The organism is Actinoallomurus sp. CA-150999 (assembly GCF_050942425.1).
GTDB lineage: Bacteria > Actinomycetota > Actinomycetes > Streptosporangiales > Streptosporangiaceae > Actinoallomurus.
In genome coordinates this window covers 1-18974 of the sequence record NZ_CP192063.1, presented here as the reverse complement: position 1 = coordinate 18974, position 18974 = coordinate 1, and the positions used below count along the sequence as shown (strand labels likewise).

The following is an 18974-nucleotide window of genomic DNA, read 5'->3' as shown; positions in this document are numbered from 1 at the left end:
GCGTGGGAAGCCCCAGAGAGGAGATTGCCCGTGAAGCGCGCGATCGCCGTCACCGCCCTCCTGCCCGCCCTGCCCCTCCTGTCCGTCGTCCTCGCCACCCCCGCCTCCGCCGCACCGCCACCACCGCCGAGCACCACGACCGTCAAGAAGGAACTCGCCAAGCTGAAGGTCCGGCGAGAAGGCACCCTGTCCGGGTACAGCCGGGCGAAGTTCCCCCAGTGGATCGACCAGGGCCACAACTGCAACACCCGCGAGGTCGTGCTGAAGCGCGACGGCGCGAAGGTCCACGTCGGCTCCGACTGCTACCCGACCAAGGGCCGCTGGTACAGCCCGTACGACGGGAAGTACCTCACCAACCCCCACAAGGTCGACATCGAGCACCTCGTCGCACTCGCGGAGGCCTGGCGCTCCGGAGCGCGCTACTGGACCACCGCGAAGCGCCGTGCCTTCGCCAACGACCTGAGGCATCCGGAACTGTGGACCGCCGACGACCCCATCAACCGGCAGAAGGGCGGCAAGGACCCGGCCCGTTGGCTGCCGCCCCGCCACGCCTTCCGTTGCACGTACATCCGGGCCTACGTCAACGTCAAGTACGTCTGGGGCCTGTCCGTGGACTCGGCCGAGAAGAAGGCGATCAGCGCGGTCCTCAAGCACTGCTGAGGCCGTACGGGCGCGCCAGGACCGCCCTGACGGGCGGCCGCCCGTACACGCACACCTCTGGACCGCCCGCCCTGCTCAGGGCGGGCGGTCCCTCTCACGGCACCAGCACCACCTTGCCGACGGTGGCGCGCGTCTCCAGTGCCCGGTGCGCCGCCGGGGCGTCCTTCAACGGGAACGTCTGCACGGCCGGCACCAGGCGCCCCGCTGCCGCCTCCGCCAGCGCCCTCTCCTGAAGGCCGCGCAGGCCGCCCGGGCGGCGGAAGATCCCCGGACCGAGCGCCACGGAGGCCGACAGGCTGCGCTTGAACAGGTCGGCCGCGGTGAACCGGACGGGCTCGCCCGCGGACCAGCCGAAGAGGACCAGCCGTCCACCGGGCGCCAGCAGGTCGAACGCGGCCTGGCCCGCCTCGCCGCCGACGCCGTCCAGCGCCAGGGTGACCCCGCGGCCGTTCAGGGACTCCCGGACCCGGTCGGTCCAGCCGGGCGCCGTGTAGTCGGCCGCGACCGTCGCCCCCGACTCCCGTACCCGCGCGACCTTGGCATCGCCGCCGGCGACACCGACGACCGTGGCGCCGATGTTCCGCGCGGCCTGGACGAGCAGCGTGCCGATCCCCCCGGCGGCCGCCGTCACCAGCACGACGTCATCCGCCGTCGGCTGTGCGACGTCGAGGATGCCGATCGTCATCCGGCCGGTCCCGACCATCGCCACGGCGGCGCCGTAGTCGAGCCCGTCGGGGAGGGGGTGCAGGTCTGCGACGTTCGCGACGGCACGTTCGGCGTATCCACCACTCGCCATGCCGAGGTGGACCACCACGCGCCGGCCGAGCCAGGACCGCTCGACACCGTCGCCGAGCTCGTCGACGACGCCGGCCACCTCGCGACCGGGCGTCATCGGCAACTCCGGGAGCCCGAACGGCCCCTCGTACGAGCCCTTGCGGAGCATCGTGTCGACCAGGTGCACCCCGCACACCCGTACGGCGATCCCGACCTGACCGGCGCCGGGCCGTGGATCGGGGACCTCCTCGTAACGCAGGTTCTCCGGCGGCCCGAACTCTTGCTGACGGATGGCGTGCACAGGGTTCTCCTCATTCGGTCGGTACGTGCGCGTCCACCCTGCAACCTCAACCATGATTCAGGTCAACGCGCCGCTGACCGGGCGGGCCGAACGGTGCGAGACTGGCGGCATGGCCGACGACCACGAGCACGACCCCGCGTGTGCCGCCGCGCACGGTCAGGCGCCCGGCGGAGCGGACGACCGTACGCTCATCGCCGTGTTCGCCTCGCCGGTGGCCGAGTTCCTGGTGCGGTTCGGCACGGAGCTCGGATTCCGGTGCCTGCTGCTGGAGCCCGACGCGGAGCGGGCGGCCGTTGTGGCCCCTGACTCGGCGGAGGTGGTCACCGCCCCTCCGTCCGGCCTCGACGGTACGGCGGACGTCGTCGTCACCGACCATCACCGGCCCGAACTCGGACTCGTCCTGCGCGACCTGCTGACCCGGCAGGTCCGGTGGATCGGCGTGATGGGCAACCCGCGCCACCCCGGACCGCACGTTCGCCTGCTCACCGAACTGGGCGTTCCGGCGGAGGACATCGCCCGCGTGCACCGGCCGGTCGGGCTCAACATCGGCTCTCGTACGCCTCCGGAGATCGCCGTCGCCACGCTGGCCGGGCTCCTCGCCGACCGCAACGGGCGGCCCGGCGGCTTCGCCTTCTGATCCCCGACGGCACGCTGAACGGTACTGGCATTTCACTTCTTCGGAAAGCGTTGAAAATCAACGATCAATTACGAAGAAACGGCGAGCACACCCGCCGCATGATCTTGATGGACAAGCCCCGAACGACCCTGATGGATGAGACGCGTGACGCTCATGAGATAGTCGGCGACGACTGCGTCCCCCAGCGGAAAGCCGTGGCATGGCCGACCTTCCCGTCCAATGGTTCGAGAGCCACGACGGCACCAAACTCGCCTACCGCGAGCTGGGACATGGCCGGCCCGTGGTGCTGATCCACGGCTACTTCTCCACCGCGACGGTCAACTGGATCCGCTACGGCCACGCCGCGGCGATCGCGGCGCGCGGCCATCGCGTGATCATGCCGGACCTGCGCGGGCACGGCGACAGCGGCAAGCCGCACGGCTCCTCCGCCTATCCGCCCGACGTGCTGGCCGACGACGGCTTCGCACTCATCGACCATCTCGGGCTCACCGACTACGACCTCGGCGGCTATTCGCTGGGCGCCCGGACGACCGTACGGATGCTGGCCCGCGGTGCGACACCGCGCCGGGCGATCCTGGCCGGGATGGGGCTGGAAGGCATCGTCGACACCGGCCAGCGCGGCGACCACTTCCGCCGAATCCTCACCGGCCTCGGCACGTTCGAACGCGGCACGTCAGAGTGGATGGCGGAGGCCTTCCTGAAGACGGTCGGCGGCGACCCGGTGGCGCTGCTCCACGTCCTCGACACGTTCGTCGACACGCCACGCGAGGAGCTCGGCCGGATCGAGGTGCCCACCCTCGTCCTCGCGGGCGACAAGGACCGCGACAACGGCTCCGCCGATGCGCTGACCGAGGCTCTGTCGAACGCCCGGCACGCCGTCGTGCCCGGCGACCACATGAGCGCCGTCACCAAGCCGGACCTCGGCACGGCGATCGCCGACTTCCTCGACGAGTAGCCTGCGGCTCCGCCCTCGCGGGCCCAGGGGCCCCTGGGGAGTCCTGAGCGCCCCGCCAAGGGCGTTATCCGGGTGCCCACGAAACAGCGGGCATTCAGATCAGTACGCGGCCCTCCGCGACGTCGTACTCGGCCACGGACGCCGCGAGCATCGCCGCACTCTGCTCCTCGCTGGGGCCACTGCCACGAAAGGTGGTAGCGGCGTCCTGAGACTCCCAACGCTCGAAAACGTTGATCCGTCTCGAGCACCTGACAGGACAGACCGCCTACGGCATCTGGACTCATCGAGAGACCGCATCGAACAGCGCGAGCCCGAAAATCCGTTGCAGGGCAATGTGATCATGGATGCATGCGGGTGAGATTTCCCCGGCTGCCGGACGGCAAGCGCTCGTACAGCGTGGTGGAGCGTTCGGACGGTGTCCGGTATCGCGTGCATGAGGGAGTGGCCGGTCCCGACCTTCCGCACGATGCGGTCCACTTCATCGTCGAGCTCGCGATGGCGGAAGACGAGGGCTTTTGGGGAGCGGTCGCCGCAGGAGCGGTGTTCGCCAGCATGGAGCACATCGACGGCCGTCGTCCGCCGCACGCCAAGGAACGCTCTGAACGGGCGATACGCGCCCGCTCCGATCGGTTGCAGCGCGCGGAGTTGATGGCCGCCCTGGTGAAGCGCATCGCAGCGGAACGACTCACCTCCACCGACGCCGTCGCCAAGGCGGCTCAGGAAGCACTGTCCACGCTTCCTGATGCGGGGGTCGATGAGTCGAAGGCCATCACGGCCGCAGAGGCGCTCCAGGACACAACTCGGCGCTGGGCGGCGCTCGTTCCCGGTGATGAGCTGGTTCTGGAATGGCCTGAAAAGCGGCAACGCCGACGCCGGTAGAACCCTGTTGGTGAATCCACCACGCGCCACCTGGTGCGGCCGAGCCCGAGGCTGAGGCCCCTGCCGGAGGCCTTCTGCGTGGCGTGGCCGGTCCCGAGGCGATCGATACGATCTTTGGATGGAAGACCTACGAGAGGACGACCTGGAACTCATCGAGCACGCCCGGCGGATCGTCGAGGCCCACGGCGACGATGAGGTGCACACCGTCGGCGCCGCCGTACGAGACGTCGAAGGCCGAATCTTCGGCGGCATCAACCTCTACCACTTCACCGGCGGTCCGTGCGCCGAGCTCGTGGCGCTCGGCCACGCTCGCGCCTCCGGCGCCCGTGAGCTCACCGCGATCGTCGCGTACGCGGACCGAGGGCGCGGCGTGATCCCGCCATGCGGCCGCGACTGCCAGGTCCTCCTCGACTACCACCCGGACATCGCCGTTCTCGTCCCCACTCCGGACGGGATCCGCCGGGTGACGGTCAGGGCACTGATGCCCCACGCGTACGCCTGGACCCCGGACGAGGGCAGCCGGCCCGCACTGGGCTGAGGGCCGTAGCGCAGGGCTCTCGTCGTATGGAAGGCGTGACGGGAATCGAACCCGCGCTACGAGCTTGGCAATCGTCTGGTGGGCGCTGACCTGCTCGTCCGCGTTATCGCAAATGACCGCTCGTGAACCCCATGCCGTGGATAGGAGTGAGGGCGAAGCCCCCACATCGGGGACTCGGGCGTCGTCCCCCCGAAAAGCATTGTGGGCCACCGGGGAAGGCGCGAAGCGCCGACCGCGGTGGCCCGGCCTAGGTGGACTTGAACCACCGGCCTCACCCTTATAAGGCTCCAGCCGACGTCGACCGTCCACGCCGGTCCGCGTTCATCCGGCGACGTCTACCCGTGTTGCTGTCACCGTTGCTGTCAGTCTGGGAAGTCGCTGCTGTCGTCGTGATCCGCCGACCTCAGCAGGGCGGCGATGTACGGGTCCCGCTCCCACACGTCGTGTCCGTCTGCCCATTGCCCCAGCCACTCGGCCAGGGTGGGCCAGATCTGGTCCTGGTCCACGGCAACCATTGGCGAGTCCCGCTCGGGCCAGTCCCAGCCGTCCCAATCGAACAGGTACACGGGGTTCCCGGGCTGCGTCAGTGACACGTACCACCAGACGTTGCAACCGCTGTAGACCAGCGGGAAGCCCAACGGATCGTTGAGTTCCGGATGCGCCACGTACTCCTCAACGGCGGTGTTGTCCTTGTAGGCAAGGTGCCCGCTCGGTGTAATCCCCAAGATCCCGTATGTCGGTCCGAAGCCTCCGTTGGCCACTTCGGTGTAGAGGCGTCTGAGCAAGTCGGGCAGTCGGCGGCCTATTCGCTGCTCTGCTGCGAGTAGTTCCGGGACCGTTACCGGCGGGCAGGGAGGCTCGTGGGGAGCGTCCTTGAAATACTCGACCGCTTCAGGCGCTCCGGCCTTCAACTTTGCGTCGTTCCCCACCCGCACGTGAATCTTGCGTTCCGCCTCATCGCCGTACCGCTGTCTGATCCACTCACACGGGACGTAGACGTCATCCTGACGTCTGGCCGGGTCATAGGCGCGCCGACGGAGTCTTGCGACCAGATCGCTCTCGGACATGGACGGAATCATGGCAGCAACTCGCGCAAGCGATGGGTTCTCCCGGCCTGGTCATCTCGTCTGCCGGCGGCCCTGAGCCCCTCTCGCGAGAACGACCCGGAGCAGATGACGGTGGAAAGATCTTCGGCCGCCGTTCACCGTCGATGGGCATCCACGAGGATGTTGCGGTGAACGAATCACCAGAGCTCGTCAGGCAGCTTCTCAAGATCGTGGTCGCGCACGCCGTGTTCTTCGATACCTGCGATGACTCCGTGCTGGATGCTGACACGGCACTCGAGCAGATGGAGGGTGCGGCCTATCTGCTCAACCAGCTGGCCGCTGCGGACAAGAAACGCCTGGTCGACGAACTGGCGTCGTTGGCGGCGCTTGAGACAGGCCCGTCGGATCGGGAGTACCTGGAGGGGTTCGCGTACGCCGTCGGTCTCGTCGACGAAGAGGGGCGACTGACTTAGCGCCACGCACCTCTGCGGTGAGTCGTTGTGCGCTGGGCCGCCCGTACGGCGTGCCGGAGCCGGTGGCTCACGCAGCGACCGTCCCTTGCGAGCTTGTCGCCGCTATTGACTCACTGCCACCGCGATGGACCTCGTGCTGTCCACGTTCGCCAGCTTTGGAAGGGCAACAACGACGGCAACCTTCGAGCGCTACAAAGGCTCCGGCTACTCGCCGGAGCCGAGCGTAGGTTTTCGCTGAACCCCAGCCCGAGAGGGGGCGTGGGGGCGAAGCCCCCACATCGGGGGGCTCGGGGGGCGTCCCCCCGAAAAGCATTGTGGGCCACCGGGGAAGGCGCGAAGCGCCGACCGCGATGGCCCGACTGGTGGGCCTAGGTGGACTTGAACCACCGGCCTCATCCTTATCAGGGATGCGCTCTAACCGACTGAGCTATAGGCCCGTGCAGCTGCTCCCGGCTCGGACGACCAGGAGGCGACGTCGAGAAACAGTACCCGATCGTCGGCCCCAACAGGAAATCGAATCCGGTCTTCCGTCCTGGGGCGGCCGCGGGATTACTGGTCGGCCTCCTTCAGCGTGACCTCCACGCCTCCGACGAGGTCGGCGGCCATGTTGTAGATGACCGACCAGACGGTCGCGAGTGCGGTGATGAGGAGGACGTTGAGCGTACCGATCAGGGCGGTGTAGCCGAGGATGCGGGCCGCGGAGAACCAACTGGCGGGGTTCAGGCTGTCCTTGCCGTTGGTCTTGCCCTGGAGGTCCTGGATCGTGTGCGTGAGCGCGTCGAAGACGCCGAGCGCCGACAGGATCAGGTAGAGCACGGTGACCGCGACGAACAGCACGAGGAAGCACACCAGCGACATGATGAAGCTGAACTTCATCACCGACCACGGCTCGAACCGCGCGACCTGGAGGTGGGCCTTGCGCGGGGCCTTGCGGCCGACCGCCTTGTCGGGCGGCGGAGGGCTGCCCGCCGGCCGACGGGCGGGCTCGATGGCCGTCGTGGAGCCGGACCCGGACCCGTACGACGTGGAGGCGGATCCGTACGACGGCGTGGAGCCGGCCGTGGAGCCGGTTCCGCCGAAGCCTGGACTCGTCTTTGGAATGTCCATGGACGTCGTCCTACTCGAGGCGGAGCCTGGTTCTCCGGTGTTCGACTTTTCCTTGGCCGACCCGTCGCTCGCCGATCCACGGGAGACGAGCCGGTCTTTACTCCCGGCGGCGTCGCCCGTGGGGTCGGGTTTCTTGGACGGCAGTTTGAGGTCCATGACGGTGTCCTCGGTGCCGTCCTTCTTGGCCGCGAGGTCGACGACGGTGTCCTCGGCCTTGTCAGGCTTGTCGGCCTTGTCGGCCTTGTCGGCCGACTCGACACCCTTTTCCTTGTCGTCGGTCTTCTTGACCGTGACCTCATCGGCCGGTGGTTTGTTCGCGGCGCTGGTCTTCTTCCCCGTACCGCCCTTGTCGCCTGCCCCGGTGGAACGCCCCGACTTCCCGTCGGCGTCCTTTCCGGCGTTGGCCGTCATATAACCTCCCCGGGGAGGCGACGCGCCATCAGGCGTCTCACGCGTCGCTCCCTTCCCCGGACTCTGTGTCCGGCTCAGCGTCGGTGTCCTCGATGGACTCCACGTTCCTCGCGATGGCGACCACGCTGTCCCCATCGGCGAGATTCATTAGGCGTACCCCCATCGTGGAGCGCCCAGACTGCTTGATCTCGGCCGCTCGCGTACGGATCACGCCACCGCTGGCAGTGATGGCGTACACCTCATCTTCGGGCCTGACCATGAGGGCACCGACCAGCCTGCCGCGATTCTCCACGATCTTAGCGGTCAGTACGCCCTTTCCCCCACGACCGTGGATCGGGTATTGGTCGGCGGGGGTGCGTTTGGCGTATCCGCCCTCGGTCGCGACCAGGACGTCTTCGCCTTCGAGGACGACGTGCATGTCGAGGACTTCCTGGCCATCGTCGAAACGCATGCCGATGACACCGGCGGTGGCGCGTCCCATCGGACGCAGGACGTCGTCGCGGGCGGGGAAGCGAATGGCCTGCGCACCGCTGCTGACCATGAGCAGGTCGTCCTCGGGTGAGACCAGGCGGGCGGCGATGACCTCGTCGCCCTCATCGAGGTTGATGGCGATGAGGCCGGCGGAACGCGGCGAGTCGTACGCCGACAGGTCGGTCTTCTTGACGCGGCCCTGCTTGGTGGCGAGTACGAGGTACGGGGAGACGCCGTAGTCGCGCAGGTCGAGGACCTCGGCGATGCGCTCGTCCGGCTGGAAGGCCAGCAGATTGGCCACATGCTGACCGCGGCTGTCCCGGCCCGCCTCGGGCAGTTCGTACGCTTTTGCCCGATATACCCGACCCTTATTGGTGAAGAACAGAATCCAATGATGGGTCGTCGTCACGAAGAAGTGGTCGACGATGTCGTCCTGTTTGAGCTGAGCGCCGCGTACGCCCTTGCCGCCGCGCTTCTGCGCGCGGTACATGTCGGTCTTGGTGCGCTTGGCGTAGCCGCCGCGGGTGATGGTGACGACGACGTCCTCTTCGGCGATGAGGTCTTCCATCGACACATCGCCCTCGAAGGGGATGATCTGCGTACGGCGGTCGTCTCCGAACTTGTCGACGATGGCCTTCAGCTCGTCACCGACGATCGCGCGCTGCCGCTCCGGCGAGGCGAGGATGTCGTTGTAGTCGGCGATCTCCGCCATGAGCTTGTCGTACTCATCGGTGATCTGCTGACGCTCCAGGGCGGCCAGCTTGCGCAGCTGCATGTCGAGGATGGCCTGCGCCTGGACCTCGTCGATCTCCAGCAGCTGCATCAGGCCGGTCTGCGCCTCGGCCGCGGACGGCGAGCGCCGGATCAGCGCGATGACCTCGTCGATCCGGTCGAGGGCCTTGAGCAGACCGCGCAGGATGTGGGCGCGCTCCTCGGCCTTGCGCAGCAGGAAGCGCGTGCGCCGGATGACGACGTCGATCTGGTGGTCGACCCAGTGGCGGACGAACTGGTCGAGGCGGAGCGTACGGGGCACGCCGTCGACGAGGGCGAGCATGTTCGCGCCGAAGGTCTCCTGCAGCTGCGTGTGCTTGTACAGGTTGTTGAGGACGACCTTGGCGACCGCGTCCCGCTTCAGGACGATGACGAGGCGCTGGCCGGTACGGCCGGAGGTCTCGTCCCGTACGTCGGCGACACCGCTGATCTTCCCTTCCTTCACCTGCTCCGCAATCTTCAGAGCGAGGTTGTCGGGGTTGACCTGGTACGGAAGCTCGCTGACGACGAGGCAGGTGCGGCCCTGGATCTCCTCGACCTCGACGACCGCGCGCATGGTGATGAGGCCGCGGCCCGTACGGTAGGCCTCCTCGATGCCCCGGCGGCCGACGATGAGGCCGTGGGTGGGGAAGTCCGGGCCCTTGATCCGCTCGATGAGCGCGTCGAGGAGCTCCTCGTCGCTCGTCTCGTAGTTGTCGAGGTACCACTCGACGCCGGCCGCGACCTCGCGCAGGTTGTGCGGCGGGATGTTGGTGGCCATGCCGACCGCGATCCCGGCCGAGCCGTTGACCAGCAGGTTGGGGAAGCGGCTGGGCAGAACGTCGGGCTCCCGGGAGCGCCCGTCGTAGTTCGGCGAGAAGTCGACGGTCTCCTTCTCGATGTCCCGCAGCATCTCCATGGCCAGCGGCGCCATCCGGCACTCGGTGTACCGCATGGCCGCGGCCGGGTCGTTGCCCGGGGAGCCGAAGTTGCCGTTGCCGTCGACGAGCGGGTAGCGCATCGCCCACGGCTGCGCCAGGCGTACGACGGTGTCGTAGATCGAGCTGTCGCCGTGGGGGTGGTAGTTACCCATGACGTCACCGACGACGCGGGCGCACTTGAAGTAGCCGCGGTCGGGACGGTAACCGCCGTCGTACATCGCGTAGAGCACGCGCCGGTGCACCGGCTTGAGACCGTCGCGCACCTCGGGCAGCGCCCGCGCGACGATGACCGACATCGCGTAGTCGAGATAGCTGCGCTGCATCTCGACCTGGATGTCGACCGGCTCGATCCGGTCTGCCGGGCCTTCCGGCGGCAAGGTAACGTCCGTCACCTGTAAACCTCTTCCGCTGTTGAGTCAGTGGCCGGGCGGCACCGGAACCCCGGTGCCCGCGCACTGGCTAGATGTCGAGGAAGCGCACGTCCTTGGCGTTGCGCTGGATGAACGAGCGCCGCGCCTCGACGTCCTCACCCATGAGAACGGTGAACAGCTCGTCGGCCTGGGCGGCGTCGTCGAGCGTGACCTGGAGGAGGATGCGGTGCTCCGGGTCCATGGTGGTGTCCCACAGCTCGCTGGCGTTCATCTCGCCGAGACCCTTGAAGCGCTGCACGCCGTCGCGCGGCCGGGGGTCGCGCTTGCCGTTGGCCATCCCCGCCTCGATGACCGCGTCGCGCTCGCGGTCGGAGTAGGCGTAGTCGGACTCGTTGCCCCGCGCGTCCCACTTGATCTTGTAGAGCGGGGGCTGGGCGAGGTAGACGTGGCCGGCCTCGACGAGCGGCTTCATGAAGCGGAACAGCAGGGTCAGCAGCAGCGTGCGGATGTGCTGGCCGTCGACGTCGGCGTCGGCCATCAGGATGATCTTGTGGTACCGCAGCTTCTCGATGTCGAACTCGTCGTGGATGCCGGTGCCCAGGGCGGTGATCATCGCCTGGACCTCGTTGTTCTTCAGGACCCGGTCGATGCGGGCCTTCTCCACGTTGAGGATCTTGCCGCGGATCGGGAGGATCGCCTGGTACTGCGGGTTACGGCCACCCTTGGCCGAGCCGCCCGCCGAGTCGCCCTCCACGACGTAGATCTCGCACTTGCTCGGGTCGGTGGACTGGCAGTCCGACAGCTTGCCCGGCAGCGACGTCGACTCCAGCAGGCTCTTGCGCCGCGTCAGGTCGCGCGCCTGTCGGGCGGCGATGCGGGCGCGGGCCGCCTGCGTGGCCTTGTTGATGACCTCCTTGGCCTCACCGGGGTTGGCGTCCAGCCAGTCGCGCAGGTTCTCGTACATCGCGCGCTGGACGAAGGACCGCGCCTCGGTGTTGCCGAGCTTGGTCTTGGTCTGGCCCTCGAACTGCGGGTCGGCCATCTTGATGGAGATGATCGCGGTGAGGCCCTCGCGGACGTCCTCACCGGCGAGGTTGTCGTCCTTGCCCTCGCGCAGCAGCTTCTGCTCGCGCGCGTACTTGTTGACGACGGTGGTCAGCGCCGCGCGGAAGCCCTCCTCGTGCGTGCCGCCCTCCGCCGTGTTGATGGTGTTGGCGAAGGTGTGGACGGACTCGGAGTAGGACCCGCTCCACTGCATGGCGACCTCGACCGACATGCCCTCGGTCTCCTCGCTGAACGCGATGACCGAGTTGTGGACGGACTCCTTCTTGGCGTTGATGTAGCGGACGAAGTCCTCGATGCCGCCCTCGTAGTGGTACGTGACCACACGCGGCTCGCCGTTGATGTGGTCCGGCCGCTCGTCGCGCAGGGTGATCGTCAGCCCGCGGTTGAGGAAGGCCATCTCCTGCATACGGCGGCTGAGCGTCTCGAAGTTCCAGTCGAGCGTCTCGAAGATCGACCCGTCCGGCCAGAAGGTGATGACGGTGCCGGTCTCGTCGGTCGGCTCGCCCTTCTGCAGGGGCCCTTCGGCGCCCTGCCAGGTGTAGGACTGCCGCCAGACGTGGCCGTCGGTCCGCACCTCGGCCTCGAGCCGGGTGGACAGGGCGTTCACCACCGCGGAGCCCACGCCGTGCAGACCCCCGGAGACGGCGTAGGACTTGCTGTCGAACTTGCCGCCGGCGTGCAGCGTGGTGAGAACCAGCTCGATGGCCGGTCGCTTCTCCACCGGGTGCTCCCCGACCGGAATGCCACGGCCGTTGTCCTGGACCCGGACGCCGCCGTCGGCCAGCAGCGTCACCTCGATGGTGTCGGCGTATCCGGCCAGCGCCTCGTCGACGGAGTTGTCGACGATCTCGTAGACCAGGTGGTGAAGACCACGCTCTCCCGTAGAACCGATGTACATGCCCGGGCGCTTGCGAACCGCCTCGAGGCCTTCTAGGACAGTGATCGAGCTAGCGTCGTACGCCAAGTGGAGATCCTCCTGCCGGAGGACACGCGCCGCGCAGCACCCCGTAACACACAAGCAGGGCGCCCGATCCACGGGCGGCCCGCAACGGCGATCGTGTCCTGTATCCGGCCTCCATTCTATCCGTCCCGGACCCCTTCTTGGGCCATGTAGGGCGTTCTCAAGGCGTACAAGCCACGAACAGAGTCGCCCGGAAGTCCCCCTACCGGTCCAGGGGGGTGACGACGCCTACGGACGACGAAAACGCATCAGGCGGACTTGCGCAACCCGTCTCCCACACCCTGTGGAAAACGGTTCCTCACGTACGGCGGCGGCCGCCGGTCACCCGCAGCCGCCCCGGGCTGCGCGACGCCGACGACGGTCCGATGACCTTGACCCGCTGCACGCTTCCGTGGCCGAGCTCCTCATTGAGCCGCTTGACCAGCGTCGCGGCCAGGAGGCGCAGCTGCGCCGCCCACGCGTTCGAGTCGGCGGCCACGACGAGGATCCCGTCCTCGAACGTCTGCGGCTCGGTGTGTTCGGCCAGCTCAGGCCCGACGATCTCCGGCCAGCGGCCGAACACGCCGCCGACCGCGACGCGCTCCTCCCAGCCTCGGGCCGCGAGCAGCTCCCGGATGGCGGGGCCGAAGGCCGTCGGATCGCCCCCGCGCCCCGGCTCTCGGCCGCCGCCCCGGGACCGCTTCTTCCGGGCCTTCCCCGGCTGAGCACCGCGCCGCTTCGCGTCGGCCTTGGCCTGCGCGAGCGCCTCCCGGGCCAGCTCGATCCCCGACTTCGGCTTTTCCACAGGCTGTGGATCGCCCTGGTCATCGGACACGTGTGACCTCCCCATTCGCGACCTCGTACGCCGCGCCGCTCAGCCGTTCGGGTACGTCCTCGGGGACCGCCGCGGTGATCAGCACCTGCTCGGCCTGGGCCACCAGCTCGGCGAGGCGATTGCGCCGCCCGGTGTCGAGCTCGGCGAACACGTCGTCCAGGATCAGGACCGGGTCGTCGCCGTCGGAACGCAGCAGCTCGTACGACGCGAGGCGCAGCGCGAGCGCGAACGACCAGGACTCGCCGTGGCTGGCGTACCCGCGCGCCGGCAGGTCACCGAGCCTGAGCAACAGCTCGTCCCGGTGCGGGCCGACGAGGCTGACGCCCCGCTCCAGTTCGTTGCGCCGCGTCTCCGCCATGCCTTTCAACAGAGCCTCGGCCAGCTGTGCACGGTCTGTGGACAACTCTGTGATGTCGACAGAGGAGCGGTACTCGAGGACGGCGGCCCCGCTAGGGGCAAGCGCGGCGTACGCCTTGGCGACGAGCGGCTCGAGCAGGGCGACCAGCTCCAGGCGGGCGCCGAGCAGCTCCGCCCCCGTACGGGCGAGGTGGGTGTCCCACACATCGAGCGTGCTCAGCACCTCCGGACCGGGTGCCCGCCGGTGTGCGGCTGCGGATTTCAACAGGGCGTTGCGCTGCTTGAGGACACGGTCGTAGTCGGACCGGACGCCCGCGAACCGCGGGGCGCGGACGGTCAGCAACTCGTCGAGGAACCGCCGGCGCTCCCCCGGGTCGCCCTTCACCAGGACCAGGTCCTCTGGGGCGAAGAGCACGGTCCGCAGCATTCCCAGGACCTCACGGGGCCGCTGCACCGGCGACCGGTTCAGCCGGGCGCGGTTGGCCCGCCCCGGGTTGATCTCCAGCTCGACCAGCGCCTTGCGCTCGTCCCGGACGATCCCGGCCCGCACGATCGCCCGCTGCGCGCCGTGCCGGACCAGCGGCGCGTCTGTGGACACGCGGTGGCTGCCGTGCAGTGCGACGTACCCGATGGCCTCGACGAGGTTGGTCTTCCCCTGGCCGTTCGGGCCGAGGAAGGCGCTGATCCCGGGGTCGAGGGCGATCTCCGCCGACTCGTACGACCGGAAGTCCTGCAGCGTGAGGTGGGCGACGTACACCCAGACGAGAGTAGGGCCTGTGGACGATCCGCGCTGCCCGGCCGCACACCGGCCCTTCGCAGAGCGGCGGGTGCGGCCGTGGAGACCATGAGTCCGGGAGTCCGGGAGGTCGGTCGGGGCCGGTTGGTCGGGAAAGACACAGCCGGGCCCGCAGGCGGCGGACGTCCCTCGACTCGTCCCCAGATCGGGCGCGCTTTTCCACAAGCTTGTGGATTACCGAGTGCGCCGCAGTCCCGGCGCACCAGCGATCACTGCGGCGGGGTGACGTCGGCGCCCGGTGAGTCGGCGCCCTTCAGCGTCTCCACAGCGTGGCCGCCGAACTGGTTGCGCAGCGCCGCGATCATCTTCATGGCCGGGGAGTCGTCCTGCCGCGAGGCGAACCGCGCGAACAGGGACGCGGTGATGACGGGCAGGGGCACCGCGAGGTCCACCGCGGCCTGCACCGTCCACCGGCCCTCGCCGGAGTCCTGTGCATAACCCTTCAGCTGGGCCAGCTCCGGGTCCTCTTCCAGCGCACGGTCGGCCAGGTCGAGCAGCCAGGACCGGATGACCGTGCCCTCGCGCCAGCTGCGGAAGGTCTCGGGGACGTTGTTGACGACGCCGCTGGCCTCGAGCAGCTCCCAGCCCTCCGCGAAGGCCTGCATCATGCCGTACTCGATGCCGTTGTGGACCATCTTCGCGAAGTGCCCGGCCCCGACCGCGCCGGCGTGGACGAACCCGAACTCGCCCTCGGGCTTGAGCGCCTCGAAGATCGGCATGAGGTGTTTGACGTGCTCGTCGTCGCCGCCGACCATCAGCGCGTAGCCGTTCTGCAGGCCCCAGACGCCGCCGCTGACGCCCGCGTCGACGAAGCCGATGCCGTGCTCGGCCAGCAGCCCGGCGTGCTTCTGGTCGTCCTGGTAGTGCGAGTTGCCGCCGTCGACGACGGTGTCGCCCGCGTCCAGCAGCTCGCCGAGCCGGTCGACCGTGGCCCGCGTCGGGTCGCCGGCGGGCACCATGACCCACACCGCCCGCGGCGCGTTCAGCCGCTGGATCAGCTCCTCCAGGGAGCCGACGTCGCTGACGGCCGGGTCACGGTCGTAGCCGACGACCGTGTGCCCGGCCTGCCGAATGCGTTTGGCCATGTTGCCGCCCATGCGGCCGAGCCCGATCATCCCCAGTTCCATGAACATCTCCTCAGATGGCGCTCCGTGCCGTGTCCGTCTGAGCCTAGTTACCCCGGAGAATCAGCTTGACAGCCGGATCGGCATGATCAGGTAGCGGTAGTCCGGGTCGGCCTCGTCGGCGGGCTTCCCGGTGATCACCGCGGGCTTCGTCGACGTCGTCATGGCCAGCCGGGCGACGTCCGAGCCGATGGCGCTGAGGCCGTCGAGCAGGAAGTTCGGGTTGAAGGCGATGTCGATGTCCTGACCGTCGAGGGACGCGCCGAGAACTTCCACAGCCTGTGCATCGTCGCCGCTGCCCGCCTCGAGCACGACCTCGTCCTGCCGGAACGACAGGCGGACGGGGGTGTTCTTCTCGGCGACCAGGCCGACGCGCTTCACGGCCTCGGCGAACGGACCCGTCTGGATCTCCGCCACGGCGGAGGTCTCCTTGGGCCACAGCGACTGGTACTTCACGAACTCCGCGTCGAGCAGACGCGTCGTTGTACGGCGGCCGCCGCCCTCGAAGCCGATCATGCCCTCGCCGCTGCCCTTGGCCGCCAGGGCGATCGAGACCTCCGCGCCCGACGTGAGGGACTTGGCGGTGTCGGAGAGCGTCTTGGCGGGCACGAGAGCGATCGCGGAGATGTCGGGCTGCTCCGGCTGCCAGCGGAGCGTACGGACCGCGAGACGGTAGCGGTCGGTGGAGGCGAGGGTCACGGTGTCGCCCTCGATCTCCACGCGGACGCCGGTGAGCATCGGGAGGGTGTCGTCCCGGCCCGCGGCGATCGCCACCTGGGAGACGGCCGCGGCGAACGCGTCGCTGCCGATCGTGCCCGCGGCCGGAGGCATCTCCGGGAGGCTCGGGTAGTCCTCCACAGGCATGGTCAGCAGTGTGAACTTCGCCGACCCGCACTTCAGCGTCACCTTGGCGCCGTCGGTGGTGATCTCGACGGGAGCGGCGGGGAGGCTGCGGCAGATCTCGGACAGCAGCCGGCCCGACACGAGCGCGGTGCCCGCCTCGTCGGCGTCGATGTCCATCGTCACCTGCGCCGAGACCTCGTAGTCGAACGACGACAGCTTCAGCTGGTCGCCGGCTTCGATGAGCATCCCGGCCAGCACCGGGACGGGAGGACGGACCGGCAACGAGCGCGCGGTCCAGGCAACGGCGTCGGCGAGAACGTCTCTCTCGATGCGGAACTTCACTTTGGACCGTCTCCTGAGGTTTTGATCACCTTGTGTGGTGGAACTTAAGAAACCGTACGGGCCGGGCCGGTGGGCCCGCATGCCCCTCTACGTTTTGACTTTCTTTCTTTGTAGATACAAGGAGAGTCATCGTCATAGGGACCGTGGATACTGTGGAGAAGCCTAGTCTTCGCAGCTCAGGCCCTGTTTCAGTATCCACCCCCGGTGTGTATCGACCCTGTGGATCCGGTGGATGCCTGGGGATGACGAGAATCTGTCCACCGGGTGTCCACCGTCCATCCCCACGTCGTCCACCGTTTTTCCCCGTCGTTCCACAGGGTTGTCCACGGTGATTCATCCACAGAGTTATCCCCACCCTGTGTAATCCACGACTTCGGGATAACCGTTGTGCATGTCCTGTGGACGTCTGTGGACCGCTGTGGACGACCCGGCGCGTACGGACCGGCCCCTGGGGACAGCCTGCTCTCCCGCACCGACAGATCCTGGGCCGCCCGATTCGGGGAGGCCACGTCACGCACCGCCGTTGCGGGCCTGCTGCTTGATGCGGTTCGTCAGCTCGGTGACCTGGTTGTAGATCGGCCGCTTCTCCGCCATCAGCTTGCGGATCTTCTTCTCGGCGTGCATCACCGTCGTGTGGTCCCGGCCGCCGAACTGCTGCCCGATCTTCGGAAGCGACAGGTCCGTCAGCTCCCGGCACAGGTACATCGCGATCTGGCGGGCGGTCACGAGCACCCGCGAGCGCGACGGGCCGCACAGCTGCTCCATGTCGATCCCGAAGTACGTCGCGGTCTGCGCCATGATCGTCGCTGCGGTGATCTCCGGGCCGCTGTCGTTGGGGATGAGGTCCTTCAGCACGATCTCGGCGAGCTGCAGGTCCACCGACTGGCGGTTCAGGCTCGCGAACGCCGTGACGCGGATCAGCGCGCCCTCCAGCTCGCGGATGTTCGTGGAGATCTTCGAGGCGATGTACTCCAGCACCTCCGGCGGCGCGACCAGGCCCTCCTGCACCGCCTTCTTGCGCAGGATCGCGATGCGGGTCTCCAACTCGGGCGGCTGCACGTCCGTGATCAGCCCCCACTCGAACCGGTTACGGAGCCGGTCCTCCAGCGTCACCAACTGCTTCGGCGCGCGGTCGCTGGAGATCACGATCTGCTTGTTGGCGTTGTGGAGGGTGTTGAAGGTGTGGAAGAACTCCTCCTGCGTCTGCTCCTTGTTCTCCAGGAACTGGATGTCGTCGACGAGGAGGATGTCCACATCCCGGTAGCGGCGGCGGAAGTTGTCGGCCTTGCCGTCGCGGATCGCGTTGATGAAGTCGTTGGTGAACTCCTCCGAGCTCACGTACCGCACCCGGGCCCCGTTGAACAGGCTCTGCGCGTAGTGGCCGATGGCGTGCAGCATGTGCGTCTTGCCGAGCCCGGAGTCGCCGTAGATGAACAGCGGGTTGTACGCCTTGGCCGGCGCCTCCGCGACCGCCACGGCCGCCGCGTGCGCGAACCGGTTGGACGAGCCGATGACGAACGTGTCGAAGGTGTACTTCGGGTTCAGTCGCGCGGGCTCCGTGCTCGCCTTCTCGCCCGAATCCGAGGGCGGGCGGGACTGCCAGCCCCCGCCCGGCACGGCGCCGGGCGTCGGCACGAACGGATCCCGCTGGTTCCCCGGGCCGCTCGGCATGCCCGGCTGCTCGAGGCGGCGCGGCGGCTCCTGCTGGTACGGCGCGCCGTACTGGTCGCGGTAGCCCTCGCCGCGATAGGGGTCACCGCCGTACGGGTGTTCGGCGCGGTACCGCTCGGCGCTGAACCGCTCACCGCCGCCGTATTGGTCGTTCTTATAGGGAGCGGGGCCCGGCTCGCCGTAACCCCCGGTGTTCGGACCGCCGGCGTTCGGGTCGCCGTACGGGGCGGGGCCGCGCTCCCCATAGCCCCCGACGTTCGGGCCGCCGGCGTTCGGATCGCCGTACGAGCCGGGGCCGGGGTCGGCGGACGGGCCGCGGTGCGGCGGGGCGGGGAACCGCGGGCCCTCCAGGCGGTAGCCGCCGGAGCCGTGGGCGGACTGTTCGTGATCGGTCTCCGGCTCCGCCGGGACCTGGCGCTCGGCGGGCGGCGCCGGGTCCGGCTGCACGGTGACCACGACCCGGATGTCGCGTCCGAGCTGGGCGGACAGCACCTCGGTGATGAACGGGTGGAGGCGGTTCTCCAGCACCTCTTTGGCGAACTCGTTCGGCGTCGCGAGGAGCGCGGTGTCCTCGACCAGGGCGAGCGGTCGGGTCATGGAGAGCCAGGCGCGATGCTGCGGGGGCAGATCGGTGGGGAGCGCCTCCAGCGCTCTCGTCCACACGAGCGCAAGATCGAGCCCATCCAT

16 protein-coding genes and 2 tRNA genes are annotated in these 18974 nt (G+C 68.6%); 6 read left to right on the top strand and 12 right to left on the bottom strand.

Annotated elements, in window-relative coordinates; all coding sequences use genetic code 11:
* The first annotated feature begins 30 nt into the window (after positions 1 to 30).
* A complete protein-coding gene (locus ACQP2O_RS00090) occupies positions 31 to 660 on the top strand; it encodes an HNH endonuclease family protein (RefSeq protein ID WP_433178961.1) in 630 nt (209 codons plus the stop codon).
* A 94-nt stretch (positions 661 to 754) separates the two neighbouring features.
* Here the strand turns inward: ACQP2O_RS00090 and ACQP2O_RS00085 are convergent, their stop codons facing one another.
* Positions 755 to 1735: a zinc-binding dehydrogenase gene (locus ACQP2O_RS00085; protein WP_433178959.1), complete on the bottom strand. Its 981-nt coding sequence runs from the start codon at positions 1733 to 1735 to the stop codon at positions 755 to 757.
* Positions 1736 to 1844: 109 nt separating this feature from the next.
* Between ACQP2O_RS00085 and ACQP2O_RS00080 the strand changes: the two genes are divergently transcribed.
* The 4 genes from ACQP2O_RS00080 to ACQP2O_RS00065 all read left to right on the top strand — a co-directional run bounded on the left by ACQP2O_RS00080 (position 1845) and on the right by ACQP2O_RS00065 (position 4744).
* Positions 1845 to 2372, top strand: coding sequence for an XdhC family protein (locus ACQP2O_RS00080; protein ID WP_433178956.1), 528 nt, complete (start codon positions 1845 to 1847; stop codon positions 2370 to 2372).
* Positions 2373 to 2571: 199 nt separating this feature from the next.
* Complete coding sequence (locus tag ACQP2O_RS00075) at positions 2572 to 3327, top strand: alpha/beta fold hydrolase (RefSeq protein WP_433178954.1); 756 nt, start codon at positions 2572 to 2574, stop codon at positions 3325 to 3327.
* 348 nt (positions 3328 to 3675) lie between these two features.
* Positions 3676 to 4206 carry a hypothetical protein gene (locus ACQP2O_RS00070; RefSeq protein WP_433178952.1) on the top strand — a complete coding sequence of 177 codons (531 nt, stop codon included), beginning with the start codon at positions 3676 to 3678 and terminating at the stop codon, positions 4204 to 4206.
* A 118-nt stretch (positions 4207 to 4324) separates the two neighbouring features.
* A complete protein-coding gene (locus tag ACQP2O_RS00065) occupies positions 4325 to 4744 on the top strand; it encodes a cytidine deaminase family protein (RefSeq protein WP_433178950.1) in 420 nt (139 codons plus the stop codon).
* Between the two features lie 238 nt (positions 4745 to 4982).
* On the opposite strand, the gene ACQP2O_RS00060 is transcribed toward ACQP2O_RS00065, so the two are convergent.
* Positions 4983 to 5058 (bottom strand) — tRNA-Ile (locus ACQP2O_RS00060).
* 48 nt (positions 5059 to 5106) lie between these two features.
* Complete coding sequence (locus tag ACQP2O_RS00055) at positions 5107 to 5811, bottom strand: hypothetical protein (protein WP_433178948.1); 705 nt, start codon at positions 5809 to 5811, stop codon at positions 5107 to 5109.
* A 167-nt stretch (positions 5812 to 5978) separates the two neighbouring features.
* Here ACQP2O_RS00055 and ACQP2O_RS00050 point away from each other — a divergent pair, with 167 nt between their 5' ends.
* On the top strand, positions 5979 to 6263 hold the full coding sequence (locus ACQP2O_RS00050) for a hypothetical protein (RefSeq protein WP_433178946.1): 285 nt from the start codon (positions 5979 to 5981) through the stop codon (positions 6261 to 6263).
* Positions 6264 to 6623: 360 nt separating this feature from the next.
* Here ACQP2O_RS00050 and ACQP2O_RS00045 read toward each other — a convergent pair.
* From ACQP2O_RS00045 to dnaA, 9 genes are all read right to left on the bottom strand, one after another.
* Positions 6624 to 6700 (bottom strand) — tRNA-Ile (locus tag ACQP2O_RS00045).
* Positions 6701 to 6812: 112 nt separating this feature from the next.
* A complete protein-coding gene (locus ACQP2O_RS00040; protein WP_433178944.1) occupies positions 6813 to 7781 on the bottom strand; it encodes a DUF3566 domain-containing protein in 969 nt (322 codons plus the stop codon).
* Positions 7782 to 7818: 37 nt separating this feature from the next.
* Positions 7819 to 10335 carry a DNA gyrase subunit A gene (gene gyrA, locus ACQP2O_RS00035; protein ID WP_433178942.1) on the bottom strand — a complete coding sequence of 839 codons (2517 nt, stop codon included), beginning with the start codon at positions 10333 to 10335 and terminating at the stop codon, positions 7819 to 7821.
* 67 nt (positions 10336 to 10402) lie between these two features.
* A complete protein-coding gene (gene gyrB / locus ACQP2O_RS00030) occupies positions 10403 to 12343 on the bottom strand; it encodes a DNA topoisomerase (ATP-hydrolyzing) subunit B (protein ID WP_433178939.1) in 1941 nt (646 codons plus the stop codon).
* A 295-nt stretch (positions 12344 to 12638) separates the two neighbouring features.
* Complete coding sequence (locus ACQP2O_RS00025; RefSeq protein ID WP_433178936.1) at positions 12639 to 13154, bottom strand: DUF721 domain-containing protein; 516 nt, start codon at positions 13152 to 13154, stop codon at positions 12639 to 12641.
* Positions 13144 to 14268 carry a DNA replication/repair protein RecF gene (recF, locus tag ACQP2O_RS00020; RefSeq protein ID WP_433178933.1) on the bottom strand — a complete coding sequence of 375 codons (1125 nt, stop codon included), beginning with the start codon at positions 14266 to 14268 and terminating at the stop codon, positions 13144 to 13146. Before recF ends, ACQP2O_RS00025 begins: the two co-directional genes overlap by 11 nt.
* Positions 14269 to 14516: 248 nt before the next feature.
* The gene (gene gnd / locus ACQP2O_RS00015; protein ID WP_433178930.1) at positions 14517 to 15434 is read right to left on the bottom strand and encodes a phosphogluconate dehydrogenase (NAD(+)-dependent, decarboxylating); all 918 of its coding nucleotides are present in this window, start codon (positions 15432 to 15434) and stop codon (positions 14517 to 14519) included.
* 60 nt (positions 15435 to 15494) lie between these two features.
* Positions 15495 to 16616, bottom strand: coding sequence for a DNA polymerase III subunit beta (gene dnaN / locus ACQP2O_RS00010; RefSeq protein WP_433178927.1), 1122 nt, complete (start codon positions 16614 to 16616; stop codon positions 15495 to 15497).
* 510 nt (positions 16617 to 17126) lie between these two features.
* Positions 17127 to 18974 carry a chromosomal replication initiator protein DnaA gene (dnaA, locus tag ACQP2O_RS00005; protein ID WP_433178925.1) on the bottom strand — a complete coding sequence of 616 codons (1848 nt, stop codon included), beginning with the start codon at positions 18972 to 18974 and terminating at the stop codon, positions 17127 to 17129.